The organism is Paraburkholderia sp. Clong3 (assembly GCF_050436485.1).
Taxonomy (GTDB): domain Bacteria; phylum Pseudomonadota; class Gammaproteobacteria; order Burkholderiales; family Burkholderiaceae; genus Paraburkholderia; species Paraburkholderia tuberum.
Genome location: NZ_JBNDMH010000003.1, coordinates 478,914 through 497,591 on the forward strand (window position 1 = coordinate 478,914; position 18,678 = coordinate 497,591).

Annotated in this window: 17 protein-coding genes; 9 read left to right on the forward strand and 8 right to left on the reverse strand. The window is 61.9% G+C overall.

Annotation, left to right across the window (positions count from 1 at the left end):
• The first annotated feature begins 4 nt into the window (after nucleotides 1–4).
• The 3 genes from OKW30_RS25660 to OKW30_RS25670 all read left to right on the forward strand — a co-directional run bounded on the left by OKW30_RS25660 (nucleotide 5) and on the right by OKW30_RS25670 (nucleotide 2,921).
• Nucleotides 5–1,171 (forward strand): serine hydrolase domain-containing protein, encoded by a 1,167-nt coding sequence (locus OKW30_RS25660; protein WP_429347960.1) that lies wholly within the window; start codon nucleotides 5–7, stop codon nucleotides 1,169–1,171.
• A gap of 8 nt (nucleotides 1,172–1,179) precedes the next feature.
• Nucleotides 1,180–2,037: an FAS1-like dehydratase domain-containing protein gene (locus OKW30_RS25665; protein WP_429349170.1), complete on the forward strand. Its 858-nt coding sequence runs from the start codon at nucleotides 1,180–1,182 to the stop codon at nucleotides 2,035–2,037.
• A gap of 62 nt (nucleotides 2,038–2,099) precedes the next feature.
• Complete coding sequence (locus OKW30_RS25670) at nucleotides 2,100–2,921, forward strand: HpcH/HpaI aldolase/citrate lyase family protein (protein WP_184064367.1); 822 nt, start codon at nucleotides 2,100–2,102, stop codon at nucleotides 2,919–2,921.
• 80 nt (nucleotides 2,922–3,001) lie between these two features.
• Here OKW30_RS25670 and OKW30_RS25675 read toward each other — a convergent pair whose 3' ends face one another.
• Complete coding sequence (locus OKW30_RS25675) at nucleotides 3,002–3,907, reverse strand: SDR family NAD(P)-dependent oxidoreductase (RefSeq protein WP_184064369.1); 906 nt, start codon at nucleotides 3,905–3,907, stop codon at nucleotides 3,002–3,004.
• Between the two features lie 152 nt (nucleotides 3,908–4,059).
• On the opposite strand from OKW30_RS25675, the gene OKW30_RS25680 reads away from it, so the two are divergent.
• On the forward strand, nucleotides 4,060–5,262 hold the full coding sequence (locus tag OKW30_RS25680; protein WP_184064371.1) for a cytochrome P450: 1,203 nt from the start codon (nucleotides 4,060–4,062) through the stop codon (nucleotides 5,260–5,262).
• Between the two features lie 33 nt (nucleotides 5,263–5,295).
• Complete coding sequence (locus tag OKW30_RS25685; protein WP_184064374.1) at nucleotides 5,296–5,466, forward strand: rubredoxin; 171 nt, start codon at nucleotides 5,296–5,298, stop codon at nucleotides 5,464–5,466.
• 52 nt (nucleotides 5,467–5,518) lie between these two features.
• On the opposite strand, the gene OKW30_RS25690 is transcribed toward OKW30_RS25685, so the two are convergent.
• From OKW30_RS25690 to OKW30_RS25710, 5 genes are all read right to left on the reverse strand, one after another.
• Nucleotides 5,519–6,715, reverse strand: a complete 1,197-nt coding sequence (locus OKW30_RS25690) for an acetyl-CoA C-acetyltransferase (protein ID WP_184064377.1) — start codon at nucleotides 6,713–6,715, stop codon at nucleotides 5,519–5,521.
• 49 nt (nucleotides 6,716–6,764) lie between these two features.
• Nucleotides 6,765–8,057, reverse strand: a complete 1,293-nt coding sequence (locus tag OKW30_RS25695) for an acetyl-CoA hydrolase/transferase family protein (RefSeq protein WP_429349171.1) — start codon at nucleotides 8,055–8,057, stop codon at nucleotides 6,765–6,767.
• A 13-nt stretch (nucleotides 8,058–8,070) separates the two neighbouring features.
• Nucleotides 8,071–9,258: a CaiB/BaiF CoA transferase family protein gene (locus OKW30_RS25700; protein ID WP_429347961.1), complete on the reverse strand. Its 1,188-nt coding sequence runs from the start codon at nucleotides 9,256–9,258 to the stop codon at nucleotides 8,071–8,073.
• A complete protein-coding gene (locus tag OKW30_RS25705) occupies nucleotides 9,255–10,241 on the reverse strand; it encodes an NAD(P)H-dependent flavin oxidoreductase (protein ID WP_187630157.1) in 987 nt (328 codons plus the stop codon). Before OKW30_RS25705 ends, OKW30_RS25700 begins: the two co-directional genes overlap by 4 nt.
• 107 nt (nucleotides 10,242–10,348) lie before the next feature.
• The gene (locus OKW30_RS25710) at nucleotides 10,349–11,125 is read right to left on the reverse strand and encodes an enoyl-CoA hydratase (RefSeq protein WP_429292164.1); all 777 of its coding nucleotides are present in this window, start codon (nucleotides 11,123–11,125) and stop codon (nucleotides 10,349–10,351) included.
• A 218-nt stretch (nucleotides 11,126–11,343) separates the two neighbouring features.
• Between OKW30_RS25710 and OKW30_RS25715 the strand changes: the two genes are divergently transcribed.
• Both OKW30_RS25715 and OKW30_RS25720 read left to right on the forward strand, forming a co-directional pair.
• Nucleotides 11,344–12,138, forward strand: coding sequence for a crotonase/enoyl-CoA hydratase family protein (locus OKW30_RS25715; protein ID WP_429349172.1), 795 nt, complete (start codon nucleotides 11,344–11,346; stop codon nucleotides 12,136–12,138).
• A gap of 47 nt (nucleotides 12,139–12,185) precedes the next feature.
• Nucleotides 12,186–13,427: a CaiB/BaiF CoA transferase family protein gene (locus OKW30_RS25720; RefSeq protein WP_429347962.1), complete on the forward strand. Its 1,242-nt coding sequence runs from the start codon at nucleotides 12,186–12,188 to the stop codon at nucleotides 13,425–13,427.
• A gap of 441 nt (nucleotides 13,428–13,868) precedes the next feature.
• Here OKW30_RS25720 and OKW30_RS25725 read toward each other — a convergent pair whose 3' ends face one another.
• Nucleotides 13,869–14,633 carry an SDR family NAD(P)-dependent oxidoreductase gene (locus OKW30_RS25725; protein WP_429347963.1) on the reverse strand — a complete coding sequence of 255 codons (765 nt, stop codon included), beginning with the start codon at nucleotides 14,631–14,633 and terminating at the stop codon, nucleotides 13,869–13,871.
• 248 nt (nucleotides 14,634–14,881) lie between these two features.
• On the opposite strand from OKW30_RS25725, the gene OKW30_RS25730 reads away from it, so the two are divergent.
• A complete protein-coding gene (locus tag OKW30_RS25730; RefSeq protein ID WP_429347964.1) occupies nucleotides 14,882–15,676 on the forward strand; it encodes an IclR family transcriptional regulator in 795 nt (264 codons plus the stop codon).
• 109 nt (nucleotides 15,677–15,785) lie between these two features.
• Here the strand turns inward: OKW30_RS25730 and OKW30_RS25735 are convergent, their stop codons facing one another.
• Nucleotides 15,786–17,207, reverse strand: coding sequence for an MFS transporter (locus tag OKW30_RS25735; protein ID WP_260335991.1), 1,422 nt, complete (start codon nucleotides 17,205–17,207; stop codon nucleotides 15,786–15,788).
• A gap of 236 nt (nucleotides 17,208–17,443) precedes the next feature.
• On the opposite strand from OKW30_RS25735, the gene OKW30_RS25740 reads away from it, so the two are divergent.
• Complete coding sequence (locus tag OKW30_RS25740) at nucleotides 17,444–18,640, forward strand: amidohydrolase family protein (protein WP_429347965.1); 1,197 nt, start codon at nucleotides 17,444–17,446, stop codon at nucleotides 18,638–18,640.
• Nucleotides 18,641–18,678 lie beyond the last annotated feature (38 nt).

Here is an 18,678-nt window from a genome sequence, read left to right on the forward strand (position 1 = left end):
CGATATGACCTTGGTAGTGCAAGCATCAACGGAGCGCAACGCGATCGTTCAGCAGGCGCTCGACCGCGCCACACGGGAAGGCGGTGAGATCGGCGTGCAGGTGGCGGCCTATCTGAACGGCAAGCTCATGATCGACGCATGGAGCGGCGTGGCCGATCCGTCCACCGGCCGTCTGGTCGACGGCGAAACGCTGTTCAATGTGTATTCGGTGACGAAGGCGGTTGCAGCAACCGCGTTGCATATCCTGGCCGACCGCGGGCTCATCGAATACGACGCGCCGGTGACGCGCTACTGGCCAGAGTACGGTGCGCACGGCAAGCAGAAAACGACCGTGCGCGATGTGCTGACTCATCGCGCGTGTGTGCCGCAAATGCCCGAAGGCGTCACGCCGGAGCTGATGTGTGACTGGCAGTGGATGACCAGCGCCATCGCCAACCTTGAGCCGCTTGCGGAGCCGGGGACGAAGACGCTGTACCTCTCGATGACGTTCGGCTGGATCGTTGGCGAGCTGGTGCGGCGCGCCGATCCGAAGAAGCGCTCGCTGGGCCGTTTTGTCCGGGAGGAGATTGCAATGCCACTCGGCATCGACGATCTATGGATCGGCATTCCCGACGAAGTCGAACCGCGCATCGCACGTCTCACCGATGCAATGGTGCCGGTTCCCGCGGAATACCTGCCGCCGCTGTTCCTGCGCTCGATGCCGCAACAGGTCGCATTGGCGCCGCAAGTGTTCGAGCGCCCGGACGTGCGGCGCGCGGAAGTGGCGGGCGTTGGCGGGATCTTCAACGCACGCAGTGAGGCGCGCTTCTGGGCAATGCTGGCATGCGGCGGCGAGTTGGACGGCGTGAGGATCCTCTCGAAGGAGCTCGTCGCCACGCTGAACACGCCACGCGCCAATAGCGAGGAACCCGACCCGGTGATGTTCGGCTTTCCGATTCCAATCACGATCGGTGGCTTCTGGTTCGGCGGCAACCATCCGCCGGTGACGGCGGCACGCTCGCCGCGCGCTTTGTGCCATCCGGGGCAGGGCAATTCGATCGGCTGGGCGGACCCGGATACCGGGCTCGCCGTCGCGATCTGCCATAACAAGCTGTTCAACCCGGCCACGCCGGAAGAAGATCCGCTGCTTCCGATCGCTGCGGCGATTCGCGACGCACTGGATCTGAAGTGATTGGCACGATGCGCATGGATATCGAGTATTTGCAGCAATGGACTGGGCGCACTGAGGAAGTGCAGGACCAGCTTACCTCCACGCCGATGGCGGCCCTCAGCGCCATGCTTGACCACGATGACGCGGTTTCAGCACGTGGCGATGACTTGCCGCCGTTGTGGCACTGGCTTTATTTTCTGCCGGTTCATCGCCAGTCGATGGTGGGGGCGGACGGTCATCCGAAACGCGGCGGCTTTCTGCCGCCGGTCGATTTGCCTCGCCGCATGTGGGCGGGCAGTCAACTCGAGTTTCTACGGCCGCTGAAAGCGGGTAGCGCGATCACGCGTCTTTCACGCATCGAGAGTGTTGCGCACAAGCATGGACGTACCGGCGATCTCGTGTTCGTGAAGGTCAAGCACGAGGTCAGCGATGCTGCCGGCCTTGCCATCGTCGAACGCCAGGATATCGTGTATCGCGATCATCCGGCCGCCGGCGAAAAGCCCGCAGCATTACAGGCCGCGCCCATGGGCGCTCAATGGGCACGCGAGGTCAATCCCGATCCTGTGCTGCTGTTTCGCTACTCAGCGCTTACGTTGAATGGTCATCGCATTCACTACGATCGGCCTTACGCGATCGGCGCAGAGGGATACGAGGGACTCGTCGTGCATGGCCCGCTGCTCGCCACGCTACTGATGGACTCGCTCGGATCGGAGTTGCCGGGCGCGCGCGTCGGAGCGTTTTCGTTCCGCGCGATCAAGCCGGTGGTGGACACTTCGCCTTTCCATGTTTGCGGAAAGCAACACGAATCGGACCAAAGCAAGGTGAGCTTGTGGATCGCCGGCAGCGACGGATCGTTGCGCATGGAAGCCACGGCTGTTCTGATCTGATCGTCGAGCCGGTCCGCTGGCGAGGTCGCCATAGCCGGGCCGGACGCTGAATGGGAGACTTTATGCGTTCGTTTCTTTTTGTGCCGGGCAGCAAGCCTGAACGATTCGCCAAGGCGCTCGCGGCAGGCGCCGATGCGGTGATCGTGGACCTCGAGGACGCTGTTGCAGATGCGGACAAAGCGTCGGCGCGTGCATATGTTGCCGACGCGGTACGTACATTTTTGGCATCGACGGTTCGGGTACTTTTGCGCATCAATGGCGCGGGGACGCAGTCGTTCCAGCGGGACCTCTCGCTCGCAGCGTTCGATGGTATCGATGGCGTGGTGTTGCCCAAGGCTGAGAATCCGGCTGCTTTGGCCGCTGTCGCGGCGGCAACGGCGAAACCCATCTTGCCGATCATCGAATCTGCCGAGGGCGTCTGGAACGCACTGGACGTGGCGCGCATGCCCGGCGTCGAGCGACTCATATTCGGTTCGGTTGACTTCGAACTCGATCTGGATTGTGACGGTTCATGGGACGCGTTGTTGTTCGCGCGTTCGCGTATCGTGCTGGCCTCCCGCGTAGCGGGCATTCAGTCTCCCGTGGATGGCGTTAGCGTGGCAATCGATGACGAACGACAACTCGCGCACGATTCGTCGAAGGCGCGATCGCTGGGCTTTGGCGGGAAGCTGTGCATTCATCCGCGCCAGATTGCAGCGGTCAATGCGACGTTCAGCCCGAGCGCGGATGAAATTGCCAAGGCGCGGCGAATCGTCGACGCGTATGAGCGGGCAGAAGGCGGGGCGGTGTCCGTAGATGGACGGATGGTGGACTTGCCGGTATTGCTCAAGGCAAGACGCATCGTTGGCTTGTCTGAAAGCGTGCGAGGTTCAGAGGAAGGGTAAGTGGTGCGGCGGGTGCGGGTGAGCGCCGCACCGCCCGCGCCACCACCGCATCATGTGGCGCGGGCGTGACACGGTATCGCTTACACCGGATCCCAGGGCGTGAGCGCCATGGACGGCACGTTCGGGAAAAAGCTCGACTCGAACGCCGGCATGACCTGCTCGGCAATCGCTTCAGGCGTCCAGCCGCCGTCGCGATGCAGCGAGCGGATCATGCGGATCTGGTTGAAGAAGTAGATCTCGTTGGCGCGCACGCCGAAGATCTGACCCGAAACCTTTGCGGCCTGGTCGGACGCAAGGTAGACCGCGAGCGGCGCGATCTTGCGCGATTCCATGCGCTTGAGAATTTCGACGCGTGCTTTTTGCTCAGGCGTCTCCGAGGGGATCGAGGCCGTCATTGCGGTCCATGCCCACGGCGCGATGCAGTTCGAGCGCACGTTGAATTTCGCCATGTCGAGGGCAATCGACTTCGACAGACCGACGACCCCCATTTTGGCGGCGGAGTAGTTGGCCTGTCCGATGTTGCCGATCAGACCCGAGGTGGAGGTCATGTGAACGAAGCTGCCGCCGTTTTGTGCCTTGAAATGCGGAGCCGCCGCGCGTGCCACGAAAAACGACCCGTTCAGATGCACGTCGACTACGGCCTTCCACTCGTCGAGGCTCATGTTGAAGAACATGCGGTCACGCACGATGCCGGCGTTGTTGACCACACAGTCGATGCGGCCGAACGTGTCCAGCGCGGCCTGCACGATCTTCTGCGCGCAATCCCATTCAGCGACGCTATCCGTCGAGGCAAGCGCCTGCCCGCCGGCCTCCTTGATTTCTTCGACGACGCGCTCTGCGGCGAACTGGCCGGATTCGGCGTTGCGACCCAGGTCGTTGACGATGACCTTTGCGCCGTTCGCCGCGAATTGCAACGCAAAATCGCGCCCGATGCCGGCACCCGCACCCGTGACCACTACCACCTTGTCCTTGACGAAATCGCTCACTCTTGTCTCCGTTCGATAGGCGTTGATGTAAAAAAGCTCGCTTCGGTATAATATCAAAACTGAACGGCGTTGCATAATATGAACGCTGGCACGTTGATGCAAAGTGTGACGATTGATCCATTCGAAGACGACCAAATGATAGGAGACGCGAGATGAACCCTACGAAAGACTGGACCGTGCCGGACCATGTTCCGCGAGAACTCGTGGTCGATTTCGACTATATGAATCCGCCCGGTGCGCAAGACGACGTTCATCTGGCGTGGAAGAGGCTGCATACCGGGCCCGATATCGTCTGGTCCCCGTACCATGGCGGCCACTGGATCGCCACGCGCGGCGAAGACATCGAGGCCATGCAGAAGGACCACACCCATTTTTCGCATCGCAGTGTCAACATCCCGCCGCTCAACGAAACGCAGCTCGTGCCGCTCGAGCTTGACCCGCCTGAACATACCGCGTACCGCAACCTGATCACGCCCGCTTTCCTGCCGCAAGCTATCTCCTCGCTGGAAAGCGACGTGCGCAAGCTCGCAATCGAGCTGATCGAAAAAATCGCTCCACGAGGCGAATGCGAGTTCGTCTCGGAGTTCTCGAAGATCCTGCCGATCGTGATTTTCCTACGTCTTGCCGATCTTCCGTTGAGCGATCGAGGACAATTGCTCGAATGGGCGGAATGGGCCGTGCGCGGCAACTTCGAGCAGCGCAACGAATCCCAGCACCGGCTGATTGGCTATATCTCCACCTGGGTGGACAAGCGCAAGGCAGAGGCGGGCGGCGATCTCGTCAGCCTCATCGCCAACGCGCAGATCGACGGCAAGCCGATCAGCCCCGAGCGCATGTTTGGGATGTTTATCGTCGTGCTGTTTGGCGGCCTCGATACCGTCGCGTCGATGATGGGTTTCATCGCGCGCTTTCTGGCGGAGAATCCGGTGCACCGCAGGCAGCTGATCGAGAATCCCGATCTGATGGTGTCGTCGGTCGATGAGATGATTCGTCGCTTTGGCGTGGCGAACACCGCGCGGCTCATCACGCAGGACATGGAATACAAGGGCATCCAGTTCAGGAAGGGTGACCAGATTCAATTGCCGAACTCCCTGTTTGGCCTCGACGACCGCAAGTTCAGCGATCCGCTCGCCGTCGATCTGACGCGCAAGCCAGTGCTGCACGCAGCGTTCGGCAACGGCCCGCATCGCTGCCCGGGGTCGTTCCTTGCGCGTACGGAGATCAAGGTTTTTCTCCAGGAGTGGCTCAAACGCATTCCCGATTTTCGCATTCGCGAGGGCGACAAGCCCCGATGCGGCTCGGGCTCCGTCAACGGCATGCTCTATCTGCCGCTCGTCTGGGACGTAGCGCCCTGAAGTATCCCCACCCTCAACGACTCATCGACGATCATGAAAAAGTGGCAATGCATTTTTTGCGGTTTTTACTACGACGAAGCAGCGGGACTTCCCGCGGAGGGCATCGCGCCTGGCACTCGCTGGGAAGACATCCCCGATGACTGGGCATGCCCCGAGTGCGGTGCGACCAAGTCCGACTTCGTGATGTTCGAAGTGGAGGCCTGAGCGGGCGGGCGCACGGCGCACGGCGCAAGGCCGTGCGCTTCATCGCTCAGGATCAGGCGCGCTCGAACACGGCGGCAATACCCTGGCCACCGCCGATGCACATGGTCTCGAGTGCATAACGTCCTTTCCGGCGCGTCAACTCGTGCAACAGCGTTGTCATGATGCGCACGCCCGTCGCGCCAATCGGGTGGCCCAGCGATATGCCAGAGCCGTTCACGTTGAGCCGGTCGGTATCGTGCCAGTTCCAGCCTTTGAGGACTGCCAGCACCTGACACGCGAATGCTTCGTTTACTTCGACAAGATCCATCTGCTCGAGCGTAAGCCCGATGCGCGTCATCAGCTTCTGCACTGCGGGCACGGGCCCCATGCCCATGCGTGATGGCTCGCATCCGGCTGCGGCCCAGCCGGTCAGCCAGGCCATGGGTTCGAGTCCGAGCGCTTCGAGGCGGTCTTCCGCGACGACGAGGCAAGCGGCAGCGGCATCGTTTTGCTGGCTGGAGTTGCCTGCGGTGACTGTGCCGCCCGGCATCAACGCGCGAAGCTTGCCGAGGCTTTCCATGCTGGCGTCGGCGCGGAATCCTTCATCTTTGGAAAACAGAAGCGGCTGGCCTTTTTTCTGAGGAACGCTGACCGCCACGACCTCCTCGGCCATATGGCCGGACTCCCATGCGGCGGCCGCGCGCTGATGGCTGCGCAGCGCGAACTCGTCGGCGGCCTCGCGGCTGATGCCATAGTCGGTGGCCAGATTTTCCGCGGTCTCGATCATGCCGGAGATAAAGCCGAAGCGCGATTCCGGCTGTGAGCGCTCGCGGCCTCGCGCGAGCCGGTCGTGAAACTGGACGGAGCCCGACCGTGCGCCCCAGCGCATGTCCGTGCTGTAGTACTCGATATTGCTCATACTTTCCACGCCGCCGGCCAACACCACGTCGGCGGCGCCGGTCTGCACCATCATCGCGGCGGTGACGAGCGCCTGCAGGCCGCCGCCGCAACGTCGATCAAGCTGCATGCCCGGCACCTCCACCGGCAGGCCGGCCTGCAGCGCAATCCAGCGGCCCACGCAAGGTGTTTCGCTGTTCGCGTACGATTGCGCGAAGACGACGTCGTCGATGCGAGCGGGTTCGAGTCCTGCGCGCCGGATCGTTTCATTCGCGACGAGCGCGCCGAGATCTTCGACGCAAACGCCGCGCAGGCTACCGCCAAAGGTGCCGACGGGCGTTCGTACAGGGGAGACAATTGCCGCGCGTTTCATCGGACGTTTCCTTGCAAAGTTTGAAGTTCTGATTCGGGTGCGGTTGCAATCAGCCGACGAGCGTCGCGCTTCTTAAGCGATTGGAAGGCGGGACGCCCGCCATCTGATCGAGAGCGCTGCGATGGTCCGGATGGGCGATTGCCAGCATGCGTTCGCGCCTTTGGCGCAGCGTCAGGCCGCGCAGATCGGCCACGCCGTATTCGGTCACCACGATAGCGGCGTCGCTGCGCGGCGTGCTGACCGGTCCGTTCAACGACGCGACGATGCGGGTCGCGCCCTTGCCCGCTGTGGACGGCAATGCGATGAGAGGAACGCCGCCACGCGAGCGCCGCGCGCCGCGCAGGAAATCCAGTGCGCCGCCCACCGCGCCCACATACACGCCACCGGCAATTTCGGCGTTGATCTGGCCACTCAGATCGACCTCGACCGCCGAGTTGATGGCGACGAAGCGGTCGATGCTTGCGAGCACGTTCGGATCGTGCGTGTAGCGGGTCGAACGAAACTGCACGGCGTCGTTTCGATGCGCGAACTCGTGTATGCGGCGACCCCCCATCATCACGCCAGCAATGGTCTTGCCCGTGTCGATGGTCTTGCGCACATTGTTGATCACGCCGCTTTCCATCAGATCGGCGACTTTGTCCCCGATCGTGCCGGAATGGATGCCAAGGTCTCGCCGATCGCCGAGGCAGGCGAGGATCGCTTCTGGAATCGCGCCGAGGCCGAGTTGAATGGTGGCGCCGTCTTCGATCAAACCGGCCGTGTGCCGTGCAATCGCCAGCTCCGTCGGGCTGACGGCGCTGGGCGAACTCTCGGGCAAAGCGCGCGACGTCGGGACAATGAAGTCGAGGTCGTCGTCGCGAAGATATCGCTCGCCGTAGGTCCAGGGTGCCTGTTCGTTGACTTCCGCAATGATGACGCGCGCGCGCTCGAGCGCCGGGATCAGATACTCATGCGCGACGGACAAGCTGTAGCGGCCGTGCGCATCGGGTGGCGCCAACTGCAGCAGCAGGACGTCGATCGCTAGCTGACCCGACTCCATCATCTCTGGCAACTGCGAATAATGGCAGGGCAGGATATCAAGCGCGCCAGCCTTGGCCAGTGCGCGGTTGGAGCCGCTCCCGCAGTACGAAACGAAATCGATGCAGTCCGCGTGCTCAGGCCGGCACGTGTCGTGGTTGCCGGCGCCGAGAAAGACCCGGAACGCGCCGATGCCGTGCCGCTGCTGAAGTAGAGTGCGCGTGAGCGCAAGGGGCTCGGCGTTGGATTGGCCCCATGCGACGGTATCGCCGGGGCGGATGATGGACGCGAAATCGACGGCGTCCGCCTCTAGCTGTAAGGGCATGGTGTTGTTTGCGTCAGGTGGCGGGTTGCGCAAGGGCCTGGGCTTCGTCGTGCTGCCCACGTACTGCGCCTGTCGCGACGAGTTCCGCAAGCCGTTCGTCGCTGTAGCCGATGCTCCGCAGCACGAGTTCTGTGTGCTCGCCAAGGTGTGGAACGGCGAGCGGTGGCGACCCAGGCTCCAAACGGAAGTGAATCGGGCTTGCAACGTGGTTGCGTCCGGACGGATCCCTCTGGACCATCCCGCGCTCGTGCGCATGCGGATGGTCGAGCGCTTCGGCGAGCGAGAGCACCGGCGCCACACTGATGTTTCGGCCTTCGAACCAGCAGAGCCATTCATCGAGTGTGCGAGTCAGGAAGATTTGCGTCAGGAACGCCCGGACGCGTATCTGGCCTTCACCGGCTGGGCCGATCGCGTCGGCGACGAGATCCGGACGGCCGAGCGGTGTAAGCAGGTTGGTTGCAAAGCTGTGCTCCCGGCCGCCAAGGCAGAGCCACTTCGAATCGGCGGTCTCATAGGTGTCGAGCAACGCGAGCCCGCTGTCGCCTTCAGTCGGCCCTCGCAATTGGCTGTCCGGCGCGTTGAGCAAGCGGCCACTCAGATATGGCTGCGATGTGAGCGCCGCATCGAAAAGCGCCATGTCGATGTAGTCGCCGCGCCCCGTTTCCCGCGCGCGCAGCAGCGCCATCAACACGGCGGACAACGCCGTCAATGAACCGGCCAGCGCGGCGAGCGACGGCCCCGTGGCAATTGGGATCCCCCGGCCATCGCGCGGCAGCGTGCCTGCAAGCGATTGGACTACCGGATCGTGTGCGGGCAAATGAGAGAGCGGGCCGGTTTGGCCGAATGCGGTAATCGCACAATAAACGACTCCCGGGTTCGTCCGGCTGATCGTGTCGTAGTCGATGCCAAGTCGAGCGGCCACACCCGGCCTCGACGATTCGATCACGACGTCGGCCTCGTTCATCAGCTTGAGGGCGACCTCGCGTGCGTCCGGATGTTTCAGATCGAGCGCGATGCTGCGCTTGCCGCGGTTGATCGCGGCGAAGAACGAGCCGTCGGTGCCGGGTGCGCCGCGGGTAGGGTCGCCGGTGACCGGTTCGATCTTGACGACGTGCGCGCCGTGATCGGCGAGGTTGGCGGCGAGGAACGGACCCGGCATGAATTGCGACAGGTCCACGACGCGAAGGCCGGTCAGTTTCATGCCAGAGCAGCGCTGAAGCCGAGCTGGCGTTGCGCAATCGCGGCGGCTTCCTTCACGATGCGACCGATCAATTCCGCACAGGTCGGCAAGTCGTGAATGAGGCCGGTCACGATACCGGCGGGGAAGGCGCCGCCTTCCACTTCTCCTGTCACGAATGCGTCCATCCAGCGCTGTGCTCCGGTCAGCGCGTAGAGGTCCGAGCGCGTCACGTTGCCGGCGCGCTCGAGTTCGAGCGCGGCGAGACTCACGCTGTTCCTGACCACCCGGCTTGAATCGCCGATCGAGCGGCCAACCAGCACCGTATCGCGCTCGCTCGCTTCCAGCAGCCGTTGCTTGATCGCAGGGTGGACGGGGGACTCCTGCGTGAGCATGAATCGGGTTCCCATGTTGATGCCGTCCGCGCCGAGCGCGAGAGCCGCCATCAGCCCGCGCCCATCGGCAAAGCCGCCAGACGCGAGAATCGGCACCTTCAGTTTGTCCGCGGCGGCGGGAATCAGGATCAGTCCAGGGATGTCGTCTTCGCCAGGGTGCCCCGCGCATTCGAACCCGTCGATGCTGACGGCGTCCGCGCCGAGCGATTCGGCCTTCACCGCGTGGCGAACCGTCACGCACTTGTGCACGACCTTGACGCCCTGCGCCTTGAACTCGGCGATGTATTTCGCCGGATTGCTGCCTGCTGTCTCGACGACCTGGACGCCTTGAGACACGATCGTGCGCACATACGCGTCATAGTCGAGACCGACATTGGCGCCGAGAACGGTCAGGTTGACGCCAAAGGGCTTGTCGGTGAGCGAACGCACCCTGTCGATTTCGCGCGCGAGTGCATCGGCGCTTGCATGGGTGTGCGCGGAGATGAAGCCGAGACCGCCGGCATTGCCCACGGCCGCCGCCAGTTCGGCTCGCGCCACCCAGCGCATGCCGCCTTGAATGATGGGATATTGAATGCCGAGTAATTCAGTAATGCGATTGACATACGGTTTCATCGCGCGCCTGTAGCCTGGATAGGAAGTATGGGTGCCAGAGAAATGCGCGTGACGCGCGTGACCTGGCGGGCTCTGTTCGCCACGACAGCGTGGCGCTTTTTAGCAATTCAACAATCGCGAAACTGAGGTTTGCGCTTTTCGGCGAAGGCTGCCATGCCTTCCTTTCGATCTTCCGTGGCGAAGGTCGAATACGCCATACGCCGCTCGAACAGGATGCCTTCCGCCAGGCTCGATTCGTAGGCGCGGTTGACGCACTCTTTGGCCATCGCTACGACGGGTTGCGAGTATCGCGCGATCTCATCGGCCGTTTTCAGCGCTTCCTCGACGAGCGTGTCGGCGGGCACGATGCGGCTCACGAGGCCGCATCGTTCGGCTTCAATGGCGTCCATCCTGCGGCCGGTGAGGATCATTTCCATCGCCTTCGATTTGCCGAGCGCGCGCGTAAGGCGCTGCGTGCCGCCGGCGCCGGGAATGGTCGCGAGCGTGATTTCGGGCAGGGCGAAACGGGCGTTGTCGGCGGCGAGAATGAAGTCGCACATCATGGCCAGTTCGCAGCCTCCGCCTAACGCAAGACCCGCGACCGCGGCGATGACCGGCTTGCGACAACGCGACGTGCGTTCCCAGTTCGACGTGATGAACTGATTCTTGTACACGTCCATGTACGTCCATTCGTTCATCATCTTGATGTCGGCGCCGGCGGCGAACGCCTTTTCGCTACCGGTCATCACGATGGCGCCGATGGCGGGGTCGGTTTCGAGCTCGTCGAGTGCCGCCGTCAGCTCGTCCATCAGCTGGTTGTTCAGTGCGTTGTAGGCTTGCGGACGGTGCAACCTGATCAAGCCGGTTTTCCCGTGCGTTTCGACGATGATCGTCTCGTAGGCCATGGTTCTTCCTTGAACGAATGAGGGTGAACACCTAGGCCCGGATGGGGCCTGCTCGCCGATGATTTGCGTGTCTGCGGTGCGCCGTTCGGCAGCGTCGGAGCGTATCGTGCGTTGCCAATTTTGTGAACGACGTTTATGATTCTGAATGTGCGACCCAGCTTTGTCAATTGAGCGCGAGGTCAGAATTGCTAACGGAAAACACCGCGAGGAGACACTGCATGACCACTCGTCACGAGGACGGACTGATTCGCGTTGAGCAGCGTGGGAACCTGCTCTTGATGGGCATTGACCGGCCGGAAAAGCGCAATGGTTTCACGCCGAAAATGTTCAGAGAGCTTGCCATGGCTTACACGCAGCTCGAGAAGAGCGGCGATATTTTTTGCGGGCTGGTATACGCCGAAGGCGATCACTTTACGGCAGGGCTCGACATGCCAAAGGTCGCGCCGTTGCGCCGCGAAGGGAAACCGCTGCTTCCTGAAGGCGAGGTCGATCCGTTCAACTTGCGCGCGCCGCTGCGTACCAAGCCGGTCGTCATTGCGCTGAAGGGAATCTGCTTCACGGTCGCGGTCGAACTGATGCTTGCATCGGAAGTGGCTGTTGCGGCCGACAACTGCCGTTTCTCCCAGCTTGAAGTCAAGCGGGGGATCATGGCAGGTTGTGGTGCGACGTTTCGCATGGTGCAGCGAGCCGGCTGGGGCAACGCAATGAAGGTACTGCTTACCGGCGACGAATTCACCGCAGACGAGGCACGGCACATGAACTTCGTGCAGGATGTCGTGCCTGCGGGGCAGGAGTTCGACCGGGCGCTCGCGATCGCCGAGCGAATCGCGGCACAGGCACCGCTAGCCGTGCAGGCCACGATGCAGAACGCGCGCGTTTCGCTGGGACAAGGCTGGCAGGATGCTTACGCGACGATTCAGTCGACCCAGCAGTTTCTCTACAACACTGAAGACGCGAAGGAAGGCGTTCAGTCCTTCATCGAAAAACGTACGGCGAAGTTCGTCGGACGCTGATGCAAGCTTCCGGGGCAGCCGGTGTGAATTCAAGGGGACCGTTTGCTATGACAAAAGGCGCGTTGGCGGGTGTTCGCGTACTCGACCTGAGCCGTATTCTCGCCGGGCCTTGGGGGGCTCAGATGCTGGCGGATCTCGGCGCGGAGGTCATCAAGGTCGAGCGTCCGGGCAAGGGCGACGATTCGCGGCAATTCGGCCCCCCGTTCCTGATGGATCGGGAGGGAAAGGTCACGCGCGAGTCGACGTTTTTTATCAGCGCGAACCGAGGCAAGAAGTCGATCACGTGCGATATCTCCACGGCCGAAGGCCAGGCGCTGATCCGCTCGTTGGCGGCGCGCTGCGACGTGTTGCTCGAGAACTATAAGGTTGGCGACCTCAAGCGTTACGGGCTCGACTACGACAGCCTCAAGCTGGTCAATCCGCGCCTGATCTACTGTTCGATAACCGGGTTCGGTCAGACCGGACCGTATAGCCCGCGCCCCGGCTACGACTCGATTTTCCAGGCGATGGGTGGCCTGATGAGCGTGACCGGAAACGGCGACGACGTGCCGGGCGGCGGGCCAATGAAAACCGGGCCCAGTCTTGCGGACATCCTGTGTGGTCAGTACGCCGCTTCGGCGATCATCGCAGCGCTTTATCATCGCGACGCGGCGCAAGGCGGTACCGGGCAGGGACAGTACATCGACCTGGCATTGCTGGACGCGATGATTGCTGCCACATCGCACTATGCAAGCCAGTATCTCGTTTCAGGCCAGATTCCTATCCGGCGCGGTACCGAGGGCAACGGTGGGATGCCGTCCCGCATGTTCCGCTGCGCCGATCGCGACATCATGATCGTGGCGGGCAACAACGAGCAATACGCGCGGATGTGTGACGTTCTGGGGCACCCCGAGCTCGCTAGCGATCCACGATTCAGCGAGATTGCGCTGCGCGTGAAGAATCGTCGCGCGCTGGGCGAAGTGTTCGAGCCGCTGATCCTTCAATGGCAGAGCGATGAACTGCTCGCAGCACTCGACGCCGCCGGGGTGCCGGCCGGACCGATCAACAATCTGGAGCAGGTGTTCGCAGATCCGCATGTGCAGGCACGCGCGATGTGCGTCGAAGTTGCGCACCCGCTCACGGATAAGGCGGTTCGGATGGTCGCCAACCCGGTCAAGATGTCGGGCACGCCTATCGATTCGTATGGGGCGCCGCCGATGCTCGGACAACATACGGACGACGTGCTGCGTGATGTGCTGAGTATGTCGCAGTCGGATATCGATATCCTGCGCGAAAAGAAAGTTCTATAGAAAGGACATCAACGGCGAGTTCGGCAAGATCAACGTGGTGCTCGTGTTCGGCGACGCGAAGAAGGTGATCGAGGAGATGGTGAAAAGTTGCAGCTAAGGGGGAGTCATGACGACTGAGAGAAGCAACAGCCGTATCGTATGTACAGACCACGTAGAAGTCGGGTGTATCCACTCCGGTAGGGACGCCCCGACTATCTCGCGTCCGCATCAACGTTCGGACACTCCCGTGCGCAGCGGAAAGTCACCTCATTGGGCTTGGGCGAACTGCCGCAGCGAGTTCGACTGGATGGACGTGCACTTGCCGTTCTTCACGTCGGAATGGTTTTAAGAACTTTCTCAACAGACGCGGTACGCGCCCGGCGGGAAGCTCACTCCTCGGATCGAGGCTCGCGATAATGCAACTGGGCGTTTCATATATTGCACCGTGTTCAAAAAGACGCACTAGAGCATTGACTGTCCGCCGTCCACGCTGATAGTCTGCCCGGTTATGAAATTAGCGTCGTCACTACATAGAAATGCAACTGTTCGTCCAATATCGCGCTGAGGATCGCCGAAGCGGCCAAGCGCAATTTCAGAGAGATAGCGAGTGCGTTCCTGAGGATTGGCTTCGAGGTAGGCTTCGGCGGCAGGCGTGAGCGCTGCCGGGCAAATGACGTTGACGGTAATGCCGTAGACGCCCCATTCGCGCGCGGCAACACGCGAGAGCCCACGAATGCCCTCCTTGGTTGCGGCGTACGCGCCGAATCCCTTGAGGCCTTCGATGCCGGTGCGCGAGCCGAAGTTGATGATGGCGCCGCGGCCCTGCGACTTCATCCGCGGCAATGCGGCCTGCATGAAATACAGCGTGCCGTACAAGCCCGATTCGAGCGTGTTGCTCCAGTCATCGTCGGTAACGGACTCGAGCGGCACCCCCGGGCTGCTGCTTTGGGCATTGTTGATGAGTGCGTCCACACGTCCGAATCGCTCGACGGCAAGCTCGACCGTCCGCACGGCGTCGGCGCGATTGCGCGTATCGCCGGGCACGACCAGCACTTGCGAACCGAGGGCGCTCAATTGCTCAGCAGCCCGCGTGAGTTTGGCCTCTGTGCGACCAGTGAGGACCAGACTCGCCCCCTCGGTGGCAAGCGCAAGGGCGATGCCGAGCCCAACGCCTTGCCCGCCTCCGGTCACGATGGCGACCTTTTCTGCCAGTTTTTTCGTGTACATGAGTGAATCCAGAAGTGAAGGTTGATGTTGCTGTTCGACGCGCGAGCGTATTGCGTAAAGGGTCTGGAAGATGATGCTTCTGAATTCCAGATTTGTGAACGTCGTTCAAATATATCTCAAGCTGTGTGAGGGAGCGCCCTGGCGTATTCCCGAATTCGGGTGGTGTTAAAGTGTGCCAAATTGTGATCGATGTAAAACTATGTGAATAGTTCACGTATAATCGATACAGTCAATTCATGGGGAAAATCATGTTGAAAGAGACCTCAGCGCCGGCGGACCGGGACGTCAGCGGGCCGCGCTCGCTGACCCGACTCCTCGGAATTTTCGATGTGCTGGCGAAGTCTCCGGACGGGATGTCGCTAGCAGAACTGAATGTCGCTCTCGAGTCACCGAAGAGCAGCCTGCTCAATCTGCTGAGACCTCTGGTGGCGGAGGGGTACTTGATGCACGACGTAGGCCGCTATCGCCTGGGACCGTCGATCTTCCGGTTGTCGGCAGGCGTGATGGCCGCGTGGAATTTTTCGAAGATACTGCGCCCGTTCCTGGTGGATCTCTCGAAGAGCACCAATGAAACCGTGTATGTCGGTGTCCTTGACGTCGAACACAAAGAGATCACCTATGTCGACGTGATCGAGAGCGAGCAATCGGTGCGCTATTCAATGCACATCGGTTTGCGTCGCCCGCTCTATTGCACGGCTGCGGGCCGCGTGCTGCTCGCCCATGCACCGGACGCTTTCGTTACCGACTACATGAAGACGGTCAAATTCGAGCGCCGCACCCCGCAAACGATCGCAACGAAGAAGGCGTTGCGTGAGGAACTCGACCACATCCTCGAAAGCGGCCTGTCGGTGAGTCGCGGTGAACTACTGCCGGATTCGGCCGGCGTGTCGTCGCCTATCTTCGGACCGAATGGCAATGTCATCGCGGCGATGGCAATTGGTGCGCCGCTCGAACGCTTCGACCGCGAACGTCACCGGCTCGAAGAGCACATGATCAGAGTCGCCCAGCGGGCGTCTGCGTTGGGTCAGGCAGAAGAGGAGTGACTCGCCAGTCGGCCGGCGGCGCAGTGAAGCGGGTGCTTCAATGCGCCGCGGTCGCGGTGCGGTCGAAGAAGCGTTGCACCCGCGCGCAACGGATCGGTCGCAACGACCGTCAGCGTGTACGACGCTTCGGCAGCATGAAGGCGACCAGCAGTCCGGCGATCGAACTGCAGGCGATGTAGACGAATACCGAAACATAGCCACTATCGGCCGGAAACGATGCACCGTCGTGTCCCGCCGTCGCGCTGCGCAGCAGCGCAAATACCGCCTGGGCACCTACCGCGAAGAAACACGAGAAGAAAACGTAGAGCATGCCCGTTGCCTCGCCTGTCTGATGTGCAGGCGTCGCTTCCACGATCTGGTTGTACAGCGCCGTGCTTGCGAAGGCGAGGCCGAACGAGCACAGCACCGCACCTGGAACGAAGAGCAGCAGGCTGCGATGAAGCACGATCAGCGAGGCCCAGCCCAGGGCCAGTATGAGCATGCCAATCAAGGCAGCGGGCCGGGCCTTGTAGCGGGCCGCAACCCGGCCGCTCCATGGGCTCGCGACCAGCGCGACGATGTTGATGCTGAACATCAGTAATCCGGCTGCCGTCGCGCTCAACCCGAATCCGGCGTGCGTGCCGGCAGGTTGCTGGGCGAGCAGCGAGAAGACCTGTCCTAGTTGCATGGCGCCTGCCGCGAGGAATGCCATGCATGCATTGGCCAACACGACTTCGCGCGTCTTCAGCAGACGCACATTGATGAGCGGATGACGCGCCCCGTGTTGATGGCGTGCCCAGAGTCCGAGCACGATCATCCCGCCAGCGATCAAGCCCCACAGCCGCGGATCGCCGAGCCCCCACGTGCGGATTTGCTGCACGGCGAAGAGGATGGCGCAAAGCGCTGGAGCGAACGCGAGACCTCGAATGTAGTCGATCCGTACGCCGGGATTCGGTGGCGACGGCGGTGCCCACGCGCGTACCGCCGCGACGGCCACGACGCAAAGCGCGACTTTGAACCAGAAGCCGCCTTGCCACGAATAGTGATCCACGACAACGCCCGCGCAGATGTAGATCAGTCCCGCCGACACCATGCCTGCCGCGCTGATCAACCCCACCGCGGCAGGCAGTCTCGCGGGTGGCAGATTCTCACGAACCAGCCCGATGGAGAGTGGCGTAATGCCTGCCGCGATCGATTGCATCGCACACCCCGCGACGAGCATGCCGACATCGGTCGCGCATGCGGCCACGACTGCGCCCGCCGCAGCGACCGATATCACCACGAGCAGGATGCGGCGGTAGCCCAACAGGTCGCCGAGTCGCCCGCTCACGGCGGCAAAGACGGCCGAGCCGAGCCAGTACGCGGTGACGGTCCAGCTCACGGAGTTCGACGCAGGAAAAGCCTTGTAGAGCGTGACCAGCACGGTGTAGATGACGGTGATGCCGGACGAGGCCGCTACCGCGGCAAGCAGGATCGCCATCGTGAACCCGCGCGGTGGACCCGCTACCGGTTGCGCTCGGTGTGCCGGCTGGGAGAGTACTTCGGCTTGCATAAACGTCTCCGGTTGCGTGTCTTCGTTTCGATTATACTTATATGCGAACGTCGTTCGTATTGATGTTTTTTGGAGAGTTCGATACCGACCGCAAGGGTCGCGAGGCCACCGCCCGATATCAAATCGATATCGACGTTTTCGAGTTCGATATGAGAGTTTTTTGGTCGATGGCTTGACCCGATACTTCTCTCAAGGGCGCACGTTCTGAAGCGCTCCCCACAATCAGGAGCGAGACCATGCAAACGTATCAAGGGAAGATCTACGACGCCGACACGCACTTCTACGAAGTCGAGGACGCATTCAACCGTCATTTGCCCGAGAAGTTCAGGAAGGACTGGTCTTTTACCAGCCGTGTCACGGCAGACGGCAACCGCTGCATGTATGTGGGCGACCGGAAGGTGGAAATCAGCGAGGGATACACATCGGCCGAGGGGCACGTTCCGCCGCCGGGCAAGCTGCATGAATGGCTGCGCGCGATGAAGGATGGCAAGGATAACGTCGATATGCGGGTTTCGCCGACGCCGGACATGTTCAACCGCGACGCGCGCCTGAAGAAGATGGACGATTTCGGTGTTGAAGCCTGCACGATGTACATCGGCGAAATGGTCGCGTGTATTTCCTACCTCAACGAGCCCGTTGCGGCAAATGCGGTGTTGCATGCGTATAACCAGTGGATGCTCGACGACTGGGGCTTCAACTACAAAGACCGCATCTACACGACGCCGGTCGTCACGCTCGACGATCTCGATGCGGCTGTTGCCGAGGCCAGGTGGCTGGTTGCGAACGGTGTGCGGGTGATCCTGATGCCGATGGGGCCGTTCAATGGCCGTGCACCTGCGGATCCGTACTTCGATCCGTTCTGGTCGATCCTCAACGAAGCGGGCGTGCGCGTCACCTTCCATGTGTCGGAAGCGATCTACATGAAGGATCATATGGCGGTGTGGGGCGAGCCCGTGCAGCAGTCGCGCCAGCGTCAGACCGCCTTTGTCTGGATGCACGGTTACGGCGAGCGGCCGGTCATGGAAACGCTGTCGTCGTTCATCTTCTACAACTTCTTCGAGCGTTTCCCGCGGGTCAAGCTGTGCAGCGCCGAAAACGGTGCCGAATGGGTGCCTTCGCTGCTCGTCAAAATGGACAAGTGCCGGGGGATGGCGAAGAATGGCTACTGGCCATGCGGTCAACTGAAGAAACGCCCGAGCCAGATCTTCAAGGAAAATGTCTTCGTGGTCGCGTATCCGGAGGACGACATCGCCCAGATCATCGCTCAAACGGGATCGTCGGACTTCCTGTTGATGGGCTCCGACTATCCGCACGCGGAAGGCGTGCCCGAACCGAAGGAGTTCGCGTCGGAAGCATGCAATGGGCTCTCGGAAGAAGACACGCGCAAGATCATGTACGACAACGGCCGCCGGTTCATTCCGCTGCACGTGTGATCGGCCTTGTACCGGTCGGCGGCGGCAGACGGTCTGTC